The organism is Runella sp. R0.1_18 (genome assembly GCF_057652155.1).
In genome coordinates this window covers 12,460-32,499 of sequence record NZ_JBYFCK010000010.1, presented here as the reverse complement: position 1 = coordinate 32,499, position 20,040 = coordinate 12,460, and the positions used below count along the sequence as shown (strand labels likewise).

22 protein-coding genes are annotated in these 20,040 nt (G+C 47.0%); 21 read left to right on the top strand and 1 reads right to left on the bottom strand.

All coding sequences use genetic code 11. The annotated features are described in order from the left end of the window. Window positions 1–18 precede the first annotated feature (18 nt). Window positions 19–1,431 (bottom strand): TolC family protein, encoded by a 1,413-nt coding sequence (locus AC23P2_RS17810; RefSeq protein ID WP_487774443.1) that lies wholly within the window; start codon window positions 1,429–1,431, stop codon window positions 19–21. A 164-nt stretch (window positions 1,432–1,595) separates the two neighbouring features. Here AC23P2_RS17810 and AC23P2_RS17805 point away from each other — a divergent pair, with 164 nt between their 5' ends. The 21 genes from AC23P2_RS17805 to AC23P2_RS17705 all read left to right on the top strand — a co-directional run bounded on the left by AC23P2_RS17805 (window position 1,596) and on the right by AC23P2_RS17705 (window position 20,015). Beyond that, window positions 1,596–2,273: a response regulator transcription factor gene (locus AC23P2_RS17805; RefSeq protein ID WP_487774620.1), complete on the top strand. Its 678-nt coding sequence runs from the start codon at window positions 1,596–1,598 to the stop codon at window positions 2,271–2,273. Next, a complete protein-coding gene (locus AC23P2_RS17800; protein ID WP_487774442.1) occupies window positions 2,270–3,526 on the top strand; it encodes a sensor histidine kinase in 1,257 nt (418 codons plus the stop codon). The genes AC23P2_RS17805 and AC23P2_RS17800 overlap by 4 nt, the downstream gene beginning before the upstream one ends. Window positions 3,527–3,561: 35 nt before the next feature. Beyond that, the gene (locus AC23P2_RS17795) at window positions 3,562–3,921 is read left to right on the top strand and encodes a hypothetical protein (RefSeq protein ID WP_487774441.1); all 360 of its coding nucleotides are present in this window, start codon (window positions 3,562–3,564) and stop codon (window positions 3,919–3,921) included. Between the two features lie 20 nt (window positions 3,922–3,941). After that, window positions 3,942–4,562, top strand: coding sequence for a TetR/AcrR family transcriptional regulator (locus tag AC23P2_RS17790; RefSeq protein WP_487774440.1), 621 nt, complete (start codon window positions 3,942–3,944; stop codon window positions 4,560–4,562). Window positions 4,563–4,773: 211 nt separating this feature from the next. After that, window positions 4,774–5,757, top strand: a complete 984-nt coding sequence (locus AC23P2_RS17785) for an NADH-quinone oxidoreductase subunit B family protein (RefSeq protein ID WP_487774439.1) — start codon at window positions 4,774–4,776, stop codon at window positions 5,755–5,757. A gap of 50 nt (window positions 5,758–5,807) precedes the next feature. After that, window positions 5,808–7,400, top strand: coding sequence for a nickel-dependent hydrogenase large subunit (locus AC23P2_RS17780; RefSeq protein WP_273208601.1), 1,593 nt, complete (start codon window positions 5,808–5,810; stop codon window positions 7,398–7,400). 221 nt (window positions 7,401–7,621) lie between these two features. Next, entirely contained in the window at window positions 7,622–8,113 is a 492-nt protein-coding gene (locus AC23P2_RS17775) for a hydrogenase maturation protease (RefSeq protein ID WP_487774438.1), read from the top strand. Continuing rightward, window positions 8,097–8,405 (top strand): hypothetical protein, encoded by a 309-nt coding sequence (locus AC23P2_RS17770; RefSeq protein ID WP_028664872.1) that lies wholly within the window; start codon window positions 8,097–8,099, stop codon window positions 8,403–8,405. Before AC23P2_RS17775 ends, AC23P2_RS17770 begins: the two co-directional genes overlap by 17 nt. Then, window positions 8,402–8,728, top strand: a complete 327-nt coding sequence (locus AC23P2_RS17765; protein ID WP_028664873.1) for a hypothetical protein — start codon at window positions 8,402–8,404, stop codon at window positions 8,726–8,728. The genes AC23P2_RS17770 and AC23P2_RS17765 overlap by 4 nt, the downstream gene beginning before the upstream one ends. Continuing rightward, window positions 8,703–10,229 (top strand): hypothetical protein, encoded by a 1,527-nt coding sequence (locus tag AC23P2_RS17760; protein WP_487774437.1) that lies wholly within the window; start codon window positions 8,703–8,705, stop codon window positions 10,227–10,229. Before AC23P2_RS17765 ends, AC23P2_RS17760 begins: the two co-directional genes overlap by 26 nt. A gap of 268 nt (window positions 10,230–10,497) precedes the next feature. Further along, entirely contained in the window at window positions 10,498–10,839 is a 342-nt protein-coding gene (locus AC23P2_RS17755) for a hydrogenase maturation nickel metallochaperone HypA/HybF (RefSeq protein ID WP_487774436.1), read from the top strand. Window positions 10,840–10,844: 5 nt separating this feature from the next. Continuing rightward, window positions 10,845–11,558, top strand: coding sequence for a hydrogenase nickel incorporation protein HypB (gene hypB, locus AC23P2_RS17750; RefSeq protein WP_487774435.1), 714 nt, complete (start codon window positions 10,845–10,847; stop codon window positions 11,556–11,558). Between the two features lie 7 nt (window positions 11,559–11,565). After that, window positions 11,566–13,932, top strand: a complete 2,367-nt coding sequence (gene hypF / locus AC23P2_RS17745; RefSeq protein ID WP_487774434.1) for a carbamoyltransferase HypF — start codon at window positions 11,566–11,568, stop codon at window positions 13,930–13,932. Window positions 13,933–13,959: 27 nt separating this feature from the next. After that, the gene (locus tag AC23P2_RS17740) at window positions 13,960–14,238 is read left to right on the top strand and encodes a HypC/HybG/HupF family hydrogenase formation chaperone (protein ID WP_028664876.1); all 279 of its coding nucleotides are present in this window, start codon (window positions 13,960–13,962) and stop codon (window positions 14,236–14,238) included. 5 nt (window positions 14,239–14,243) lie between these two features. Beyond that, a complete protein-coding gene (gene hypD / locus AC23P2_RS17735; RefSeq protein WP_487774433.1) occupies window positions 14,244–15,338 on the top strand; it encodes a hydrogenase formation protein HypD in 1,095 nt (364 codons plus the stop codon). Window positions 15,339–15,349: 11 nt separating this feature from the next. After that, complete coding sequence (gene hypE / locus AC23P2_RS17730; protein ID WP_229598460.1) at window positions 15,350–16,390, top strand: hydrogenase expression/formation protein HypE; 1,041 nt, start codon at window positions 15,350–15,352, stop codon at window positions 16,388–16,390. A 53-nt stretch (window positions 16,391–16,443) separates the two neighbouring features. After that, on the top strand, window positions 16,444–17,625 hold the full coding sequence (locus AC23P2_RS17725) for an NHL repeat-containing protein (RefSeq protein WP_487774432.1): 1,182 nt from the start codon (window positions 16,444–16,446) through the stop codon (window positions 17,623–17,625). Window positions 17,626–17,637: 12 nt separating this feature from the next. Next, window positions 17,638–18,243: an urease accessory protein gene (locus AC23P2_RS17720; RefSeq protein ID WP_028664880.1), complete on the top strand. Its 606-nt coding sequence runs from the start codon at window positions 17,638–17,640 to the stop codon at window positions 18,241–18,243. Window positions 18,244–18,381: 138 nt separating this feature from the next. Next, window positions 18,382–18,612: a hypothetical protein gene (locus AC23P2_RS17715; RefSeq protein ID WP_028526824.1), complete on the top strand. Its 231-nt coding sequence runs from the start codon at window positions 18,382–18,384 to the stop codon at window positions 18,610–18,612. Beyond that, window positions 18,605–19,153, top strand: coding sequence for a bifunctional nuclease family protein (locus tag AC23P2_RS17710; RefSeq protein WP_487774431.1), 549 nt, complete (start codon window positions 18,605–18,607; stop codon window positions 19,151–19,153). Before AC23P2_RS17715 ends, AC23P2_RS17710 begins: the two co-directional genes overlap by 8 nt. A gap of 46 nt (window positions 19,154–19,199) precedes the next feature. After that, window positions 19,200–20,015, top strand: coding sequence for an aldo/keto reductase (locus AC23P2_RS17705; protein WP_487774430.1), 816 nt, complete (start codon window positions 19,200–19,202; stop codon window positions 20,013–20,015). Window positions 20,016–20,040 lie beyond the last annotated feature (25 nt).

The window sequence follows — 20,040 nt, the reverse complement described above, 5'->3', positions numbered from 1 at the left end:
TTCTATGGTGCGTTTGAATTACTTAACTTGGTTCATAAACAGGGACAAATCGCCTTCGGCGGCGGCTTTCAGCAGCAAAAAGCGCCACGCATTGCTTGTGGCCACGTAGCCGTCGATTTCGGCGCGGTTGAGCGTCACAAAGCTTTGAAACAACGTCGGCAAATCCGTTAGTCCACTTTGGTAACGGGCTTTGGCCTGGTTATAGGCTTGCTGAGCGGCTTTGAGCTGAATAGGTGCTTGTTTGGCCAATTCCAAGCCCATCGTCAGTTGCGTATCGGCCTCCTGGTTTTGGCGATTGATGCGCAGCGATTGCTCGTTGTACAAATACCTAAAACGGTCTATCTGCAACTGTTCACTTTTATATTCTTGCCTCACCCTCAGCATGTTTGTGATGCTCCACCGTGCGGCAATGCCCACCAAATAGTTGGAGACTTGATAGCCCAACCCACGGCTAAAACTAAAATCGGCGACATCGCTCACATCGGCGGCGTTTGACACCCCCGACCCCCGCGCCCAACCCGCCCCTACCAGCGATATGAACGGTAATCCCGAATGCTTGATGGCATTGCTGCGCGCCACCGAAAGGCTAAGTTGGGTTTGGAAAAGTTTTAAAACAGGATTTTTGGGCGAAAGTGAATCCGAAAGAAAGGTAGTTTGGGGAAGCGTACGGTAAAAACCAAGGCTATCCACCTGAAGGTTTTTTTGAACTTCACCCACCAGTTCCGAAAGGCGCAATCGCTGAACTTGTGCGCGTTGTTGGCTTTCAAGCAACGATAACCGCGCCCGAACTGCCTCAGCCGTGGCCAAGGAACTATCGACCGCCGCACGCATCCCCGACTGCACACCTGCGTCTATCACCCGTTTGAAGGTCAAAGCGCGGTCGAGGTTAGTGCGCTGTACTTCCACCAGTTTTTGCTGAATGAGAAGTAACAAATACGCATCAATCACCCGAATTTGGTGTTGAAAAAGCTCATTTTCGTAATCCGCTTGCGCCCGCTTCCAATCTGCCTGAGCAGCTTCCACGTTGGCTTTGACCCTGCCAAAATTAACAACTCGCCAGTCAATGACGGCGCTCACAAAACTCCCCGTAGTAGGTTGATAGACAGGCTCGGGACGAATCCCCCCAGAAGTAGAGACGGTCGTACCCTCGTTTGGAAAAAACGAACCGTGAATACTGTTGTTGGTCGAAAAGGTATATTGGTCTTGCACCACGATGGAGGGCAAGTACTCCGTTTTTGCCAATTGCACTCGTCGTTCGATGCTTTTGGCTTCGGCCTGCTTTGCTTTCAAAAAAGGATAATTTTGAACACCTTGCTCAATGGCTTGCGACAGCGAAAGTGTTTGTGCTTGCCCAGAAAACCCTTGGCTCACCATCAATACCAACCCAAAAAACTGGCTCAACGGCCGAATGTAGCTAATACCTTTTTTCATAGAAACCAACGTAGTGGAAGTGCGGTTATCAGTAATAGCTCACAAAACAATAGCCCAATTCTGGAAACATTTAGGAAAAATGGGAATCTAGGGCAAAAAAGTACTTTGTCTAAATGTTTCCAGAATTGCCTTCTACCTTTGTTTTTTTTGAATCAAACACGTCGATGAAAGTACTGGTTGTTGAAGACGAAAAAGGATTGGCTGAAAGTATCAGCGAATACATGATCAAAGAAGGATTTGTGTGTGAAACCGCAGGCACCTTTTTGGAGGCCGACCAGCGGATTTACCTATACGACTACGATTGTGTCATCGTGGACTTAAACTTGCCCGACGGCAATGGTTTTCAATTGATTCAATCGCTCAAAAAAATGCTAACAACCACGGGCGTTATTATTATTTCGGCCCGCAATGCCCTAGAAGATAAAATCAAGGGGCTAGAAATTGGGTCGGACGACTACCTGACCAAGCCTTTTCATTTGTCTGAACTCAACGCCCGCGTCAAATCGCTGATTCGGCGCCGCAACTTTAGTGGACATACCGAAATTGAGTTTCGCGAAATTTTGGTCCAACCTGCTTCCCGAAAAGTCTATGTAAAAGGGCAATTGACCATACTTTCGCGCAAAGAATACGATTTATTGCTATATTTCTTGTCGAACGTGGACGTAGTGCTCACCAAAGCATCTATTGCCGAACATTTGTGGGGGGACAACATCGACTCCGTTGACTCATTGGACATCGTTTACTCACACATCAAAAACCTTCGGCGAAAATTGCTCGAAAAAGGCTGTACCGACTACGTGCGTTCGGTCTATGGAATTGGCTATAAATTTGGGCTTTCGTGAAACTATTAACCAAAACCAACCGCATTTATCTGACATTCTCAACCGCCATTTATTTGTTTGCGGGACTGGCCTTCTACCAAGTCATTAAAATTCTTATCTATGATGAAGTAGAAAATCGTTTGAAGGTCGAAAAACGCGATTTTGAAGAATACCTCAAACTCCATAACAACTGGTCGAGTGGCTACTTTGTCGAAAACAAAATCGAAGTCTCGCCCGTCACTGGCCCCATCAAAGCTGCGGAATTTTTTACGGATACCCTGATGCGTAGCCGTTACGAAGACGAACTTACGCCTTTTCGACAACTGACGTTTTATGCCACCATCGGCGGTGTGGTGCATGAAGTTACCATTCGTAAATCCCTCATTCAAACCTTTCGACTGATTGAAATCATCACCGCAACCATGGTGGTTTGCCTTGTGTTGTTGTTGATAGGGACTTTTTGGTTTCAGGGAAAATCTTCGGGGCGAATCTGGCATCCGTTTTACGAAACCCTTTCGCGGATGAAAAATTTTGACCTCACCCACGAAAAACCTTTGCAGTTGGACAAGCCCGAAATTGACGAATTTGAGGAATTGAACGAGGTATTCCGAAAAATGGGCGAAAAAATGCAACACGACTACCGAAGCCTCAAGGAGTTTACCGAAAATGCCTCGCACGAAATCCAAACGCCGTTGGCGCTCATCAATGCCAAAGTCGAACAGTTGATTCAACATGCCAAGCTTTCCGAAACCCAAACCCACTTGATTGAAGATATTTACCAAGCTTCGCGGCGCATGGCTCGTCTCAATCAAGGTCTGTTGCTTTTGGCAAAAATTGAAAATCACCAGTTTACGACGAACCACGCCATCAATTTGACCGAATTGCTGGTCAACAAGTTGGACGACATGGAAGAGATGATCCACTACAAACAATTGGAAGTCCATCTCCTAAACAACACCCCTTTTGTGGTGGAGTTACCGCCCGCTTTGGCCGAAACTTTGGTTAATAATTTGGTCAATAATGCCATCAAACACAACCGCGCCCAAGGACAGATTCGGTTACATTCGACGCCCGAACAAATCTGCCTCAGCAATACGGGACACGCACTTGTAAACCCTCCCGAACGCTTGTTTGAACGCTTTAAAAAAGAAGGCACAGGCCCCGACTCGGTGGGGCTTGGCTTGGCTATTATCAAGGAAATTTGCACCAATTACGGCTTACAAGTCAACTACACCGTCGGCGACGGATGGCATCAGTTTTGTATCTCTTCCTAAGATTTTTCTATCTTTGACACACCAACGCGCCAAAGATGAAATCCCATTTTCGCATCGACGAAGTTACGTACTCCCATTTATTGGGCAGGCTCAACGACCTGCACGTGACCGATAAGCGCGGTACGCTCCCTGATTTTACTTTTTTTCATAAAGACGAATGGCTCGCCGACACGGCCGTTATCGAGCAACTCACGCGACACAAAGGCGAGTGGCAAGTTAATTTGGTTTTTGCCCATACCAACAACCCGATGCGGTTCATCCGCCGACAAATCACTTCGTATTCTTGTCCGCGTAAAGCATCGTTGTTTGCGTCTTTGATGCGCCGATTGGCAGCAAAAGACCAGCGCGGTACGCAGGCAATCAGTATAAATGATATATTTGTAGCACAGAACTGAGCATCATCGCAAGGGTTATCATGCACAATACCAAAGAAAAAATCGTACTGGCTTCTATCAAGCTCTTTAATGAGCATGGGGTGGCAAGTGTCAGGCTTCAACAAATAGCCGACGAAACGGGTATTAGCGTCGGTAATTTGGCCTACCATTTTCGCAACAAAGAGGCCATTGTCTCGTCGGTCTATGAAAAACTGTTTGATGAATTTCGGCAACTTCTCAGTACGTACCTTTTGACGCCCTCTTTTGCCGATTTCGACGGGCAAATGGCTGGTTATTTTGAATTTTTCAAAACCTACCGTTTTTACATTACAGATTTGTTTTCTGCCGAGCATCCCCTGCCCGACATTCAATCCGAATGGGAGATGTTTATGAACAAAATGATTTTGCAAATCAAAAACCGTATCGACTTCCACGTCAGTCGAGGTGAGCTCCTTCCCGAATCGTCGCAAGGAACGTACTACCTCATTTCGGAGTCGATTTGGATGACACTGGTTTTTTGGATTCCTCAACAAACCATGCGCCGCAAACCCGTCACGGAAGGGCGCTATCGGACGGCCGTGTGGAACCATTTAAAACCCTACTTTACTCAAAAAGGCTTAGATACCTTCGAACTCATCTCCCCCGTCCTTTCTCAAAATTAATCTTCAAAACCTGACCAATGTCATGTCTTTGCAGTAGTACATCCGCTACTTTGTGAAGCACATGTACCTACTGATATTTAGGTTTATTCTAAATTAGAAAAAAATTTCTAAATTTGATTAGAAAATATTTTCTAAAAATTCAGAAGTGGTTATATTTGTTCACTTTTTAGTACAATTTTAGCAAACCAAAACCCTTAAGCTATTTTTTCTTATGGCAAATGTACTATGGCTGCAAGGAGGCGCGTGCAGTGGCAATACCATGTCATTCCTAAATGCCGAAGAACCTACGGTGGTTGACCTCGTCACCGATTTCGGCGTCAATATTCTCTGGCACCCTTCCATTGGGCTTGAAATTGGTCACCAAGTAAGCGAGCTACTCGATGACATCATCAAGGGGAAAGTGCAATGCGACATTCTGGTATATGAAGGAAGTATCATCAAAGGCCCTAAAAATACAGGCACGATGAACTACTTCTGCGACCGTCCCATGAAGGACTGGGTACGGGAGTTATCGGAAGTAGCGGGTTTTGTGGTAGCCATTGGCGACTGCGCCACTTGGGGCGGCATTCCCGCCGTGGAACCCAACCCCAGCGAATCGACGGGCGTACAGTTTTTGCGCAAAGAAAAAGGCGGTTTTTTGGGAGCTAATTACAAATCAAAAGGTGGTTTGCCCGTCATCAACATTCCAGGCTGTCCTGCTCACCCCGACTGGATTACGCAAATTTTGGTCGCCATCGCTACGGGACGAATTGGAGATGTGTTACTTGATGAATACCATCGTCCAAAAACATTCTTCACCGATTTTGTGCAGACGGGTTGTACCAACGTAGTCAATTTTGCCAACAAAGTCGATGGAGGTTTTGGAAAACGAGGCAACGGCTGCTTGTTCTACGAAGTAGGATGCCGTGGGCCAATGACGCGCGCTAGTTGTAACCGAATCTTGTGGAACCGCCAGTCCAGCAAAACCCGCGCCAATCACCCCTGTTTGGGTTGTACTGAGCCAGGCTTCCCTCACCACGATTTGGCCAAAGGAAGTGTATTCAAAACCCTCAAGTATTTGGGCTTTTTACCCCAAGACGTACCTGCGGGCAACTCCAAACTTGGCTACTACATGCGCGCTGGTTTTGAAAAAACCATGCACGCCTTAGAAGTAGGCGTTGGTATTGAAAAAGCCCACAGCCAAGGTTCTAAATAGTCTTCACCGACCATTCAACATTTCCATTCACTCAATTTGAACACACTCCAATGGCAATCACCAAAGAACTAAATATATCCCCCGTAGGTCGGGTAGAAGGAGACCTTGATGTAAAAGTATATATGGAAGACGGCGTAGTGACGCGCGCCCACACCCAGGCGGCCATGTTCCGTGGTTTTGAACAAATCATGGCGGGCAAAGACCCCCAATCAGGACTTATCGTAACGCCACGTATTTGCGGTATTTGCGGTGGCTCGCACTTGTACTGCGCTTCATCCGCCTTAGATACTGCTTGGGGAACCACCTTGCCGCCGAATGCCCTCTTGCTTCGCGCCTTGGGCCAAGCCACCGAAACCATTCAAAGTATTCCGCGTTGGTTTTACGCCATTTTTGCCACCGATTTAGCCAATAAAAAATTTGCCAATAAACCCCTTTATGCCGAAGTGGTAAAGCGCTGGGCAGCATACGTAGGGACGTCTTTCCAAAAAGGCGTAACCTCAAGTGCGTTGCCCGTACAAGTATATGCGCTTTTTGGGGGTCAGTGGCCGCACTCTAGCTACATGGTACCTGGGGGCGTTATGAGTGCTCCTACCCTCAAAGACATCACGCGTGCCCATGCCATCATGAATCAGTTCCGCAAAGATTGGCTAGAAAGTATCTTTTTGGGCTGTTCGATTGAACGTTACATGCAAATCAAAACATGGGATGATTTGATGGAATGGGTCGAAGAAAACGAATCGCAACGCAACTCCGACTTGGGCTTGTACATTCGGGCAGGGATTGAGTTTGGACTGCATAAATTTGGACAAGGGGTAGGTAAATTTGTGGCGTTTGGCACCTATATTCACAAAGATTTGTGGAACCAACCCAAAATCGAAACCCGCAACAACGCCGTGATTAGTCCTGGCGGTTTTTGGGATGGTAAAAAGTACTACGAACTTGACCATTTGCAGGTACAAGAGCACGTCAAGCACGCATGGTACGCCGATGTACCCGCCGCCCACCCTTGGGACGAGCCACTGCCAACGCCGCTACCGTCACAAAACTTGGCCGAAACCAATTTTAACGATAAATACAGCTGGTCAAAAGCGCCGCGTTACATGAACTTTGCGGCAGAAGCTGGGCCGCTGTCGAGGGTGATTATGAATGCGAACCCTGCCAATAAAGCACACCAATTCCAAGATCCACTCTTTATGGATATTATGGAAAAAATGGGGCCAAGTGTGTTTACCCGCACGTTGGCACGTTTGCACGAAGCGCCGCGCTTGTATTTGATGATTGATGAGTGGCTTCGCCAAGTGGACCTGAATGGTGATTTTTACATCAAACCTACCGAACGCGACGGCAAAGGCTGGGGAGCCACCGAAGCAGCGCGTGGGGCATTGGCACACTGGATTGAAATCGAAAACGGCGTTATCAAAAATTATCAAGTGATGGCCCCAACCACTTGGAACGTAGGCCCTAACGACGAAACTGGCAACCCAGGCCCCATAGAGGCCGCCTTGGAAGGCACCGAAATCGAAGACCCACATGACCCCGTGGAAGTAGGTTTAGTGGCTCGTTCGTTTGACTCTTGCTTGGTCTGTACGGTTCACGCCCACGACGGTAAGAGCGGTCAAGAATTAGCGAAGTTTAAATTGTAAATTTCTAAAAACAGTCCAGTAACTCCAGCCTAAAGGCTGGGGATTTGGGGAGCTGACTATTAAGTAGATGAGGCTTTAGCCCTGATTTTTAACGTTACAATGCTAAAGGTCATGGCTAAAGCCCCAATAATGTGTTAATTATTTGTGTCCCCAGCCTAAAGGCTGGAGTTAAAAGAAAATTACTTTTTCAGCTGGCCAATTTTATATAGATCATACACGACATGAAAAAAACAGCGATAATGGGGTTTGGGAACCCGTGTCGAAGCGACGACGGAGTCGGCTGCTTTGTGATTGAACAACTCAAAAACCAATTCGCTGGGAATGAACAGGTAAGCTTATTTGACATGGGCACTTCAGCTTTTGAGGTGCTCTTTCACTTACAAGGTCACGAACGAATCATTGTGGTGGACGCCGTTGTCAATTCGGGAGAAACCCCAGGAACGTTGTATCGACTGCCTGCCTCCGAAATCAACGCACACATTCAAGATGACCCGATGGTATTTTTGCACAGCTTAAAATGGGACCAAGCGCTTTCGTACGCCAAAAAAATCTTGCAGGAAGCATACCCCAACGACATTCAGGTGTATTTGATTGCAGTTGACAACCTTCGGCTTGACATTGGTTTGAGCCAGCCCGTTCGTGAAGCAGGCGACCGCGTTGTTGAGTTGATTTTGAAAGAATTGGAATTAGCCGCGTATGACACTACAGCTTAAAAATGGTCATTTGATTCTACCTGTAGCGTTGGTGCAGTCGGTGTTGGAAAACGAAGCGCAGGTTAATTGGGTGTATTATCCCGAGCGACAAACCTTATTGTTGGCAGGAAAATCCAAGCAGTTTTTTGAAAAACTCCATAAAACGAATTGGCAAACGCTCAAAGACAAAAACGCAATTGGGGACAAAGCTTTTTACCTCCGTGGATTATTGCTTGATTTTGAGCTCGACGAGCACGACCGTGAACTGGCTTATGACGTCACCCAAGTGGGCATTATCAACGTACGACTGTGAACCCATTTCCTGATTCTCGCGCTGGCTTTACCCTCAACGTCCGAGGTTTATACCGAGATTTAGAGGTACTTATCAACGACCTTTGGCTTCATTCGACCGAGGTACGTTACCAAATCGAAACCCGAAAAGGACGTTGGCATTTGACCATGGTCTATGTTTATGTTCAGAACCCATTCCAGTTTTTATGCCGAAGACTCGACCATTACGATACCGAAGAGAAAGCTAAATTATACGCTCAATTGTTTCGACGCGGAATGCAGCGCGACGCCCGAGGAACCCTTAAATCTAACGCTTTACATGTTTTCGATATTTGCCTCAACTGACCAACTCCCTGCTTTACAGGCCATTATTGACAGCGAATTTCGCCTCAATGAAGTCGTCAGTGTCAAAGAAATGCCTTCGATTGGAGAAGAAATCACAAACCGATTTTTGGTGGTACGTGACCATGAAATTTTTATTCCAATTGATTGGGCCAACGAAGCCCCGCCCTACATTCTCCCTTATCCTTTGGAGTTGAGCGCGCAAAATTTGTTGGCAGTGGTTTATACCAAACTCGGAAATTATGAAAAAGCGTACGAATTGGCCGAAATCAACCCGTTTCTTCTACGGGACATCGACACCCTCAACTGCCTCCAACACGGGGTGCAGGTGAGAATCACCGAGGAGCCTTTCACAAAACTGCCGTCCTTTGAAATGTATCGGTATTGGCACAACACCGCCGTCATGGCTCACTATGGCGAATTGACCCATTTTGTTCATTACGTTACCATAAAAAAATACTACCAAAAAGCCCTCGAAGCCGCCCCCGATGATGAATGGCGGGCGTTTACGGGCAAACATTATGCCTCTTTACTGCTTGATGCCGACGAATTGGTCGAAGCAGCACAGTTGCTCCACCAATGCCGCGATATGGCGATTTCGGACGATGCACGCATGGAATTACAAAATGTGCAATGTGCCGTTTGGTTGAAACAGCTACAAATACCGTACGACGAGGCATTGCTGGCTACCATCAAAGATTCGTTGGCTACCCTCATAACGTATTACGAACAACGGCAAAACGGGCCACAAGCAGCACTTTTGCTCATTGATGCTTCCCAAATTGCCAACCTGACGGATAGTTTTTCCGAATCTTTGGGCTACATCAATCGGGCGATTGCGTTATTGCGCCAAGAGGACATTCCCGAATTGGTGGCCAATGCACACTATCGAAAAGGGACACTGTTATACACATGGGCGCAAAATGGCAATCCGCAGTTTTTGAAACCCGCCATGGAAGCCTACCAAGAAGCACTCAAACTATTTACCCGTGACAATGCGCCCGAGGTGTTTGCCGAAATTCATCACCATTTAGGCGTGATTTATTCCGAAATTCCTGACGAAGTCAAGAAAAAAGGGATTTGGGCCGCCGTGTCGGTAAGTTCTTTCAAAGAAGCACTCCGCTATTTTACCCGCGAAACTAATCCGTACGAATACGCGCGCATCTGCAACAGTTACGCCAATGCACTCACCAAATACCCCGAAGCTGCCCAAAGCGACAACCACGCCAAAGCGCTGTCGTTTTATCGGGAGGCGTTGGACGTACGAACGGCGGCAGACTACCCGCACGAACGGGCATTGACCTTGCTCAATTTTTTAGAAATAGGCTGGTTTGTCAACCACGAAAATGAAGCAAGCGAAAAAGTGCTGTTGGAAGAAATGGAAAGCTACATTGCCGAATTAGCCCAATTGACCAACGACCCGTCTTTACGCGCAGAAGCTGTGCAACACCAAGAAAAATTGGAGAAATTAAAAGCAATGGTAAATCTCTTAACCCCACACTAGCAATGCTTTAGTCTTGCCTTTTGAAGTCTAAAAAAGAGGTTGTCTCAAAAGTAACATGTTACAAAATATTCTTTGGTTTCAACCTCATCCCAACCCTTCTCCTTCCAGGAGAAGGGCTTTTAAAGTCCCTATCTCCAGAAAGGCCGCGACGGCGTACCGTGAGGGGGATTTAGGGGACGGTCGGCCGCTGCCGTGAGGTTGAACAAAGACCGAAGATAATTTGGTGATACTAGGCTTTGAGACATCCTCATACAAAACCTCTTGATAAATGCACGAAATATCATTAGTACGGAATATTTTCAGAACGTTGGAAGAAGAGTTTCCCAACGATATGCAGCGCGTACGCGGGATTTATTTAAAAGCGGGGCTTTTGTCTAATGTCCAGCCTATTTTGATGGAGAACGCGTTTCAGGCCGTTTTGGAAGACCAGCCCAAGTACAACAAAACCAGTTTACACGTCGAGGTTTTATCCATTTTAATTCAATGCGACCTCTGTGGGCAAACCTCAGAAGTTGAACAATATCGCTTCGTGTGTAGTCATTGTGGGCGGCCAAGTCGAAACGTGATACAAGGAGAAGAATTACTCATCAGTAAAGTAGAATTTGAATAAAAGCTATGCAAAAACCTAAATCAAACCAAGCCTCCGTTGGGTCGGTACAGTGCGAAAACACGACACTTAACTTACTAAAAGTAAACGATTTTGTAGCCAAAGCCATCCGCGACCGACTGCCGAACATCTTGGTCATCAACGTTTGTTCGTCGCCTGGAAGCGGTAAAACTACCCTCATGCAAGAAACGGGCAAGCGGCTAAAAGGCAAGTTAAACATGGCCGTTTTGGTGGGTGACCCCGAAACCGAGCGCGACGCCATCCGTATGCGCGATGTGGGCATCAACGCCCTGCAAATTGTAACGGGCGGCATGTGCCACATTGAGGCGCAGATGATTTTTCAAGCCCTCGACCACATCGACCTCACAGGTACCGATGTGCTATTTATTGAAAACGTCGGCAATTTGGTTTGTCCTGCGGCTTTTGATTTGGGCGAAGACTACCGCGTAACGGTCTTGGCCTGCACCGAAGGCGACGACAAGCCCAAAAAATATCCTCGGATGTTTTTGACGAGCGAACTGCTCATCGTTTCCAAGTCTGACTTGTTGCCTTACGTTCCGTTTTCAGTGGAAGCTGTCACCAAAGATGCTCGCGACGTAAACCCTGACATCGAAGTACTTAGCATTTCGAGTTTGAAAGGCGACGGTATGGAAGCATGGTGCGATTGGTTGACTGAACGTGTTTATGCGAAAAAAGAAAAAACCTCCGAAAAAGTAATGTAAAACAGTTATGTGGGTGGAAACTGCCGAAAATACAATCCAACAAGTTGTTCATCAAAAGTCAGTGCCTTTTGAAGAACAAACCTATGGTATTCGGCTAACGGGTATCGTGCAGGGCGTTGGATTTCGGCCATTTGTTTATCAACTAGCCCATAAATGGGGGTTGACAGGGACAGTGAGCAACGGCCCCGAAGGCGTAAAAGTGGTTTTGAATACCGACCAAGCTACGGCAAAACGTTTTTTAGAAACCCTTCTAGCCAATACGCCGTCCCAAGCCTCAGTAGAAAAGTATGAGTTAGAGCCACTCCCTTTTTGCTCCTTTCAAACGTTTACAATTGTTGAAAGTCAAGTTGGTAAACTCACCAATGGCCTCAAACTTACCCCCGATTTTGCGATGTGTGCATCGTGCCAAACGGAACTACATGACCCACAAAACCGTCGTTTTCGGTATCCATTCATTACCTGTACCCAATGCGGGCCGCGCTTTTCAATTCAGCGGGCAGTTCCTTACGACCGCGCCCAAACGACGATGCAAGCTTTTGAAATGTGCCCCGCCTGTTTGGACGAATACAACGACCCCACTCACCGTCGTTTTTATTCCCAAACCAATTCTTGTTCCAGCTGCGGCATTCAATTGAGCTGGTACACTTGCCGACAATCTACTGCTTATTCTTCCTCTTTTTTACACGATACCCATTGGATTTTAGACCGCGCCCATCGGGCCTTAAAAGCGGGGAAAATTGTGGCGGTGAAAGGAATTGGGGGGTATCTTTTGCTTTGTGATGCCACCAACGAAAGCGCCGTGGCAACCCTTCGCGAACGAAAACACCGACCCACCAAACCCTTTGCTGTCCTTTATCCAACGTTAGAAATTTTACAACGAGAAGCAACCGTCAGTGTTCAAGAATCCGATGCTTTGTTGAGTTCAGTTGCGCCGATTGTGTTGGTACGTCCACGTAAAACTGCTTCCATTGCTCCGTCTGTCAATCCTGGCCTCACGCATTTGGGGGTCATGCTGCCGTATGCTCCCTTGCTGGAATTACTGGCGCACGATTTTGGAAAACCATTGGTCGCGACGAGCGGCAACCGAAGTGGAAATCCTATTATTTTTAAAGACACTGACGCCTTGACCGAACTTAGTCAAGTCGCCGATTTTATTCTGACGCACAACCGAGAAATTGTACTTCCCCAAGACGACTCCGTCTTACGATGTTCGACTTTTTGTGCCAAACAAATTATACTCCGTCGCAGTCGAGGGCTAACGGAAAGCGTAAACGCCAACGGTCTGACCTCAACTACGTCTGTCCAACTTTCCTTTGGTGCTTCTCAAAAAAGTACATTTACACTGCTTGCGGCCGATAACCTACATACAAGCCAGTACCTTGGTGATTTAGAAGATTGGGAAACCCAAACGCATTTTAAACATACGCTCCAGCACCTTGTAAACGTATTTGATGTTCAACCTAGCTGTTTTTTAGCCGATGCCCACGAAGGCTATTTTTCCACCCAACTAGCGCACGAATGGGCAGAAGCGACGAAGTCAACCCTTCAAAAAATTCAACATCACGTTGCGCATTTTGCCGCAGTATTGGCAGAGCACCGACTCACTTCTTCTCCTGAACCCATCGCAGGAATTGTTTGGGACGGCACAGGCTACGGAACCGACGGGTACAGCTGGGGTGGCGAGTTTTTTTTGTATTTTCTTAATCCTTCTCGTCCATTGGGAGAAAACATTGAGCGAATAGCGCATTTTGAGTATTTCGACTCATTGGCGGGGGATAAAATGGCATTAGAACCTCGACTATCAGCTTTTTCATTGCTTTTTCCTGAAAAAGAAGAACTGCTCAAAAACAAGTTCTCAGGCAAAGAAAGTAGCTTTTACGCCAAGCTTTTAGCCAAAAATACCCTAAAAACCTCCTCCGTTGGAAGGCTATTTGACGCCGTCGCCAGTGTTTTAATCGGCATTGACAAAACCAGCTATGAAGGAGAAGCCGCCCTCCAATTGGAGGAATTGGCCGAAAGCTATTTTTTAAAGCATGGACTTTTAGTCACGCAATACTATCCATTGAAAAACCTCAATTATCGGTCTATTCCTTCCAAAGAACTGCTAGAAGCGGTAGCCGAAGACGTCCTCACGGGCGTTCCAGTAGATGAAATCGCGGCGAAATTTCATGTAACATTAGTCAAAATCATAGAAAAATTCACCCAACAAACAGGGGTTCAAAAATTAGCTTTTAGCGGTGGGGTTTTCCAAAATGCGTTGTTGGTGGACCTTTGCATTGCGGTCTTGGGAGATACTCACGAGCTGTTTTTCCATCAACAATTTTCACCAAACGACGAATGTATTTCGTTTGGACAGGCTGTCTTAACCCCTTAATCATCAACCCCTCTCAACCTTACTCCTATGTGTTTAGCAATTCCTGGTAAAATAAAATCCATAGAATTCCAGTACGACGGAACAGTACGCATGGCCAAAGTGCTCTTTGGCGGCATCACCAAAGAGGCCAGTTTGGAAATGGTGCCTGATGCCAAAGAAGGCGATTATGTGTTGGTTCACGTGGGAGTGGCCATCAGCATCGTCGATGAAGAAGAAGCCCGAAAAACCTTCGAGTATTTGGAGGAAATCGGAGAAATTGATGAGCTGGTAGCATCCTCCCAATTAGACCGCCCTAACCCCCTCTAGTTCCAATGAAATACTTATCAGAATTTCGCGACCCCGAAGTAGTCGAGCACTACCTCGAAGAACTGCACAAAGTAGCCACCCGCCCGTGGACAATTATGGAAATTTGCGGCGGTCAAACGCACAGTTTGGTCAAAAATGGCCTTTTAAACCTACTGCCCAAACAAATCACCATGGTACACGGCCCAGGCTGCCCCGTGTGCGTAACTCCGCTAAACCTCATCGACAAGGCCGTTTACTTGGCCGAAGAAAAAGGAGTCATTTTATGTTCTTTTGGTGACATGATTCGCGTGCCAGGGTCGAGCCGTAGTTTGTTGGAGGCCAAAGCCAACGGCGCCGATGTCCGCATTTTGTATTCGCCATTAGAAGCGGTTAAAATTGCCCAAGAGCACCCCGAGCGTCAGGTCGTTTTCTTTGCCGTAGGGTTTGAAACCACCGCTCCTGCCAATGCGCTTTCGGTGCTTCATGCGGGTCGGTTAGGGCTGACCAATTATTCCATTTTAGCCTCTCATGTACTTGTTCCTCCTGCTATGGAGGCCGTTATCAACGACGGTGAGGCGCAAATTCAGGGCTTTTTGGCGGCAGGGCACGTTTGTACCATTATGGGATTGGAGGAATACGAACCCATTGTTCAAAAATACCATATCCCAATGGTAGTCACGGGGTTTGAACCTGTGGATTTGTTGCAAGGAATTTTGATGACGGTCAAACAACTTGAAAACGGCGAGGCTAAACTCGAAAATCAATACAGTCGCGTAGTGAAAGCCAACGGCAACCCCGAAGCAAGAAAAGTCATTGAACAAGTGTTTGAGGTCTCTGACCGCGAGTGGCGCGGCATCGGAAACATCCCACTCAGTGGTTGGGAAGTCAAAGCATCGTTGGCGGACTTTGATGCCAATCGAAAGTTTTCTATTTCAATCGCCAAAGCTTCCGAATGCGCCGATTGCATTGCGGGACAGGTCCTAAAAGGCATCAAAAAACCGTTTGAATGCTCGCAATTTGGCAAAGGCTGCACGCCCATCACACCGCTGGGCGCCCCCATGGTTTCGTCGGAAGGAGCCTGCGCTGCCTATTACCATTTTGCCGAAGCAGATGTAGCATAATTTTAGAAACTATGATTTCACTCGATTGCCCAATGCCCAAACTTGACTTTGACGTTATCACGCTTGGTCATGGAAGTGGTGGAATTTTAACCAACCAACTCCTCGAATCGGGAGTATTCGATTTACTTAAAAACCCATTACTCGACGAACACCACGACGGTGCCATGTTTGAGTGGTCGGGGAGAACGGCATTTTCTACCGATAGTTACGTTATTTCACCCATTTTCTTCCCAGGAGGAAACATCGGCGAACTGGCCGTTAACGGAACAGTCAACGATTTGGCCATGTGCGGCGCAGTGCCTAAATACCTTTCGCTGAGCTTTATCTTGGAAGAAGGGCTTGCAATGAAAGAGTTTTGGGAAATACTGGTCTCCATTCGTCGAGCTGCCGAAAAGGCGGGCGTAAGCATCGTGACGGGCGACACCAAAGTGGTAGAAAGGGGCAAAGGAGATAAAATTTTTATCAACACCTCTGGCTTGGGCAACATCCACCCGCAAGCCCACATTTCTACTAAAAATGTACGGGCAGGTGACAAAATTATTGTAAGTGGGTCGATTGCCACGCACGGCATCGCCATCATGTCTGTGCGGGAAGGATTGGAATTTGAAACAACCCTTACCAGCGATTCTGCCCCGTTGAACCATACTGTGAAAGCATTATTGGACGAATTTGGGACCGATATTCACTTACTTAAAGACCCGACGCGTGGTGGCGTAGCATCTGTCCTCAACGAAGTAGCCCGCGACTCCCGCTTAGGCGTCAATCTTTTTCAACAGCCGATACCCGTCCTCGAAGAAGTACGCGGCGCTTGCGAATTGCTTGGCCTTGACCCACTTTACGTGGCTAACGAAGGGGTTTTTATGGCTTTTGTTCCTGCTGAAAAAGCCGAAGAAATTGTGCAAAAACTTCGGACGTTGGCATACGGTCAGGACGCTGCTGTCATTGGTGAAGTAACCACCGAACACCCCAAACAAGTAGTGCTTCACAGCCGAATTGGGGGAAAACGAGTGGTAAATATGTTGGTGGGGGAACAGCTTCCTCGTATTTGTTAACCTTCAAACCTCAACCCTTCAAGGGTTTAAAACCCTAGAAAGGTTCTACTTATATGAACCTAAACATCGCCATTACCGACACCACGGAAGCGCCGCCGCCGCCGCTTTCCACTTCTAATGCTCGCACTACCTATGCTGCATCCTTGGCGGGGAAAGCACCGATGGTCGAAAAAGCAACCATTTTTCAAGGAGATGAAGGGAATCCTTTATTAGCGCCACGCGGTGTATGGGCCGTTGGAAACCGTCTGTTGGTGGCAGATACGGGTCAAAATCGGCTATTTTGTTGGAATACACTACCAGAAACCGAATTTGCAGCCCCTGACCTTGTGTTAGGCCAACTCGAAACGTCGCACACGGGACGAAACGCGGGTAGTAAAGTCCATGCGGGCTCGTTGCAATACCCTTCGGGGATTTGGTCAGATGGGCAGCGGTTGGTGGTCGCCGACGCGTGGAATCACCGAGTACTGATTTGGAATAAATTCCCAACTCAAAATGGGCAAGACGCCGATGTGGTTATTGGGCAGCCCGATTTTGAAAGCAACTTACCTAACCTTCAAGGAGTGGGAACTACGCCTTCGGCTCAGTCGCTATATTGGCCCTACGGTGTTTTTTCAGATGGCCAACGGCTATGGATTTGTGATACGGGTAATCGTCGTGTTTTATTTTATGAGGCGTTTCCCACCCACAACTTCACCGCTGCCGACGCCGTCGTTGGAAAACCTGATTTTACAGAACGCGACTACGAAAATCATGAACCGATTTGGCCTTATTCCGTCCGAGTCAATGCCGAAGGAGTACTGTCGATTGCCGATACGCAATATTACCGAAACCTCATTTGGCACCGTTGGCAAGATGCCTTCGCCCAGCCCGCCGACGTCATCATCGGCCAGCCCGATTTTGACGCGAATGGAATGAATCAATTCAGTTTGTTTCCCCAACAAAACTCAATGAGCTGGACCTACGACGCTTTTTTTTACCAAAATGGGTTATTTGTTGCCGATACAGGAAATAGCCGCCTGCTTTGGTTTGACCGCATTCCTACCGAAAACAACGCCTTGGCCGACAACCTCATTGGCCATGATAATTTTAGAACAGGCAGCGAAAATAGCAATACCCGCTTTGGCACCGACAAGCAATTGTACTGGCCATTTTCGCTTTGTGCCGTGGAGAATTGTTTGGTGGTCGCCGATACGGGCAATCACCGCGTGCTTTTGTATCAAATTACCAATCCTTAACCAGTCACTTACATGGAACTCGCCCCTTTATTTTTCGCCGTTGTTGTCGGGTTTGCTCATTGTTTTGAAGCCGACCACCTGGTGGCGGTCAGTAGCATTGTCACCCGCAGAGACTCCACCTCAGCCGCGCTCAAAGACGGGGCATTTTGGGGCCTTGGTCATACATCCACGATACTATTGGTGGCATTGGTGTATATGCTTGGCAAATTTGTACTTTCCGAAGCCATTTTTCAGTACTTTGAAGCAGGTGTAGGACTGATGCTCATCGTATTAGGCATTCACCGAATTGTAAAATTAAAATCTGAACTCCATCACCCTCACGTCCATGAACCTGCCCATGGCTTAGCCTATGGCGTAGGACTTATGCACGGCTTGGCAGGAAGTGGCGGGCTATTGATTTCAGTATTGACCCAAATCAAAGAACCAAGTCATGCTTTTCTGTACTTGTTGCTGTTTGGGCTAGGTTCTGTCGCAGGTATGATGGTTGCGGCGGGGGCTTTTAGTCTGCCTTTTTCGAGTAAATTGTTCCAAAACCGCCATCTCTTGCGTGGGTTAGCACTGGTTTCAGCCGCTTTGTGTATGGGTTTAGGGGCAAAAATTGTTTTGGAGAATGTTTGAATTTTGCGTCAGAGACGCAGTACCATTTTTGCCCCAAATGATAGTTCGGGGCAAGCGATAATGTTTGAATTTTGCGTCGGAGACGCAGTACCATTTTTGCCCCAAATCACAGTTTGGGGCAAGCGATCTAAAATCACTATGAATTACAACGAAGCTGATTTTGTCCAATACGCCCTCCAGCAAATGGAGATTCCGATACTTAACCGTAACGGCAAATACTTTGACCTTGCAGGTGGATTTTCGTTGGAAGTAGAAGGCCGAGATTTGTATCGCCTTTCGTTTGAACAATGGGTCATTTCTCCCTTCGATGACATCGGAACGCTCTGCCAATTTATTAAAACCAACCTCACACCCAGCACGAATGAATAAATACGAAGTTTTTGTGATAGCCATGGCCGAAAGTGAGTCGCAAAGTGGTCATTATGTTTTAATTTTGGAAGAACCTATTTCTAAACGGCGCATTCCAATTATTGTGGGAACCAATGAAGCGCAAGCCATTGCCATACATTTAGAGGGACTTCAACCTTCGCGCCCCCTTACCCACGATTTATGCCAAACTATTATTCAAAAGCTGGGTGCCAAAGCCAAGGAGGTCTGCATTTACCAAATTCAACAAGATATTTTTTATGCCAAACTACTACTACAAGGCCCAAAGGAGATACTAGAAATCGAAAGTCGTCCGTCGGATGCCATTGCGTTGGCTGTAAGGATGCACTGTCCCCTTTACGTTAGCGACCAAGTGTTGGAAGAAGCAGGGTATTTGTTGGATGAAAAAGGCCGTGAGAAAAAATCCTATGCCGAATATACGTTGGAAGAATTAGAAGAATTGCTGTCAAAAGTGATTGCCAAAGAAGACTACGAAAGCGCTGCCCGCTTGCGCAGTGCCATCGAAAAGCGCAAACAAAGTTGAGAATTTTTCCCAAATTGCGGCATTATCATCTAAACCTGACTTACCTATGATTCCATCTATTACTTTAAATAACGGCATTCAAATGCCCCAATTAGGACTCGGCGTGTACGACCCTCAGCCTGGCCACGACATTCGGCAAGCAGTTTTGTGGGCGTTGGAAATGGGCTATCGACTCATCGACACCGCCGCAGCCTATCACAACGAAATTCAAGTAGGACAAGCCATGCGCGACAGCGGTTTAGCCCGCGAAGATATTTTTTTGACAACCAAAGTTTGGAACGACGACCAAGGTTATGAATCAACCCTCAAAGCATTTGAAGAAAGCCTCCGTAAGCTCAACACCGATTACGTTGATTTGTACCTGATTCACTGGCCCGTACGCGAACACCGAATCCAAACGTGGAAAGCCCTTGAAAAAATTTATGCCGATGGCAAGGCCCGTGCCATTGGGGTTTCTAACTATTATACATCTCATTTTGAGGAGCTTTGGCCGCATACTTCCATCGTTCCTGCGGTTAATCAAATTGAGTTAAGTCCGTATTGTCATTTGCCCGAAGAATTACACTATTGTCGCCAACGAGGTATTCAAATTGAAGGGTATGCACCTTTGGTGCGAGGACTAAAATCCGAAGACCCGCGACTCATCAACATCGCTGAAAAATACAACAAAAGCACGTTTCAAGTACTTATCCGTTGGACACTTCAGCAAGGAGCCATCACGATTCCAAAATCAGTTTCAAAGCACCGTATCGCTGCTAATATGGAGGTTTTTGACTTTGAATTATCAGCCGAAGATTTTGCAGAAATGAATACATGGCACGACGATACCCGCATTGCCTGGAACCCCATGGAGTTTTTGTAGAAAATGAAAATTTACCTGAAGATAT

Bases quoted from the DNA above. Each gene is read 5' to 3' on its own strand.
- AC23P2_RS17785 (WP_487774439.1), top strand. From the start codon at position 4,774: ATGGCAAATGTACTATGGCTGCAAGGAGGCGCGTGCAGTGGCAATACC.
- AC23P2_RS17810 (WP_487774443.1), bottom strand. From the start codon at position 1,431: ATGAAAAAAGGTATTAGCTACATTCGGCCGTTGAGCCAGTTTTTTGGG.
- AC23P2_RS17760 (WP_487774437.1), top strand. From the start codon at position 8,703: ATGTTTTCGATATTTGCCTCAACTGACCAACTCCCTGCTTTACAGGCC.
- AC23P2_RS17780 (WP_273208601.1), top strand. From the start codon at position 5,808: ATGGCAATCACCAAAGAACTAAATATATCCCCCGTAGGTCGGGTAGAA.
- AC23P2_RS17705 (WP_487774430.1), top strand. From the start codon at position 19,200: ATGATTCCATCTATTACTTTAAATAACGGCATTCAAATGCCCCAATTA.
- AC23P2_RS17740 (WP_028664876.1), top strand. From the start codon at position 13,960: ATGTGTTTAGCAATTCCTGGTAAAATAAAATCCATAGAATTCCAGTAC.
- AC23P2_RS17790 (WP_487774440.1), top strand. From the start codon at position 3,942: ATGCACAATACCAAAGAAAAAATCGTACTGGCTTCTATCAAGCTCTTT.
- hypB (WP_487774435.1), top strand. From the start codon at position 10,845: ATGCAAAAACCTAAATCAAACCAAGCCTCCGTTGGGTCGGTACAGTGC.
- AC23P2_RS17710 (WP_487774431.1), top strand. From the start codon at position 18,605: ATGAATAAATACGAAGTTTTTGTGATAGCCATGGCCGAAAGTGAGTCG.
- AC23P2_RS17770 (WP_028664872.1), top strand. From the start codon at position 8,097: ATGACACTACAGCTTAAAAATGGTCATTTGATTCTACCTGTAGCGTTG.
- AC23P2_RS17715 (WP_028526824.1), top strand. From the start codon at position 18,382: ATGAATTACAACGAAGCTGATTTTGTCCAATACGCCCTCCAGCAAATG.
- hypF (WP_487774434.1), top strand. From the start codon at position 11,566: ATGTGGGTGGAAACTGCCGAAAATACAATCCAACAAGTTGTTCATCAA.
- hypD (WP_487774433.1), top strand. From the start codon at position 14,244: ATGAAATACTTATCAGAATTTCGCGACCCCGAAGTAGTCGAGCACTAC.
- AC23P2_RS17755 (WP_487774436.1), top strand. From the start codon at position 10,498: ATGCACGAAATATCATTAGTACGGAATATTTTCAGAACGTTGGAAGAA.
- hypE (WP_229598460.1), top strand. From the start codon at position 15,350: ATGATTTCACTCGATTGCCCAATGCCCAAACTTGACTTTGACGTTATC.
- AC23P2_RS17720 (WP_028664880.1), top strand. From the start codon at position 17,638: ATGGAACTCGCCCCTTTATTTTTCGCCGTTGTTGTCGGGTTTGCTCAT.
- AC23P2_RS17775 (WP_487774438.1), top strand. From the start codon at position 7,622: ATGAAAAAAACAGCGATAATGGGGTTTGGGAACCCGTGTCGAAGCGAC.
- AC23P2_RS17795 (WP_487774441.1), top strand. From the start codon at position 3,562: ATGAAATCCCATTTTCGCATCGACGAAGTTACGTACTCCCATTTATTG.
- AC23P2_RS17725 (WP_487774432.1), top strand. From the start codon at position 16,444: ATGAACCTAAACATCGCCATTACCGACACCACGGAAGCGCCGCCGCCG.
- AC23P2_RS17805 (WP_487774620.1), top strand. From the start codon at position 1,596: ATGAAAGTACTGGTTGTTGAAGACGAAAAAGGATTGGCTGAAAGTATC.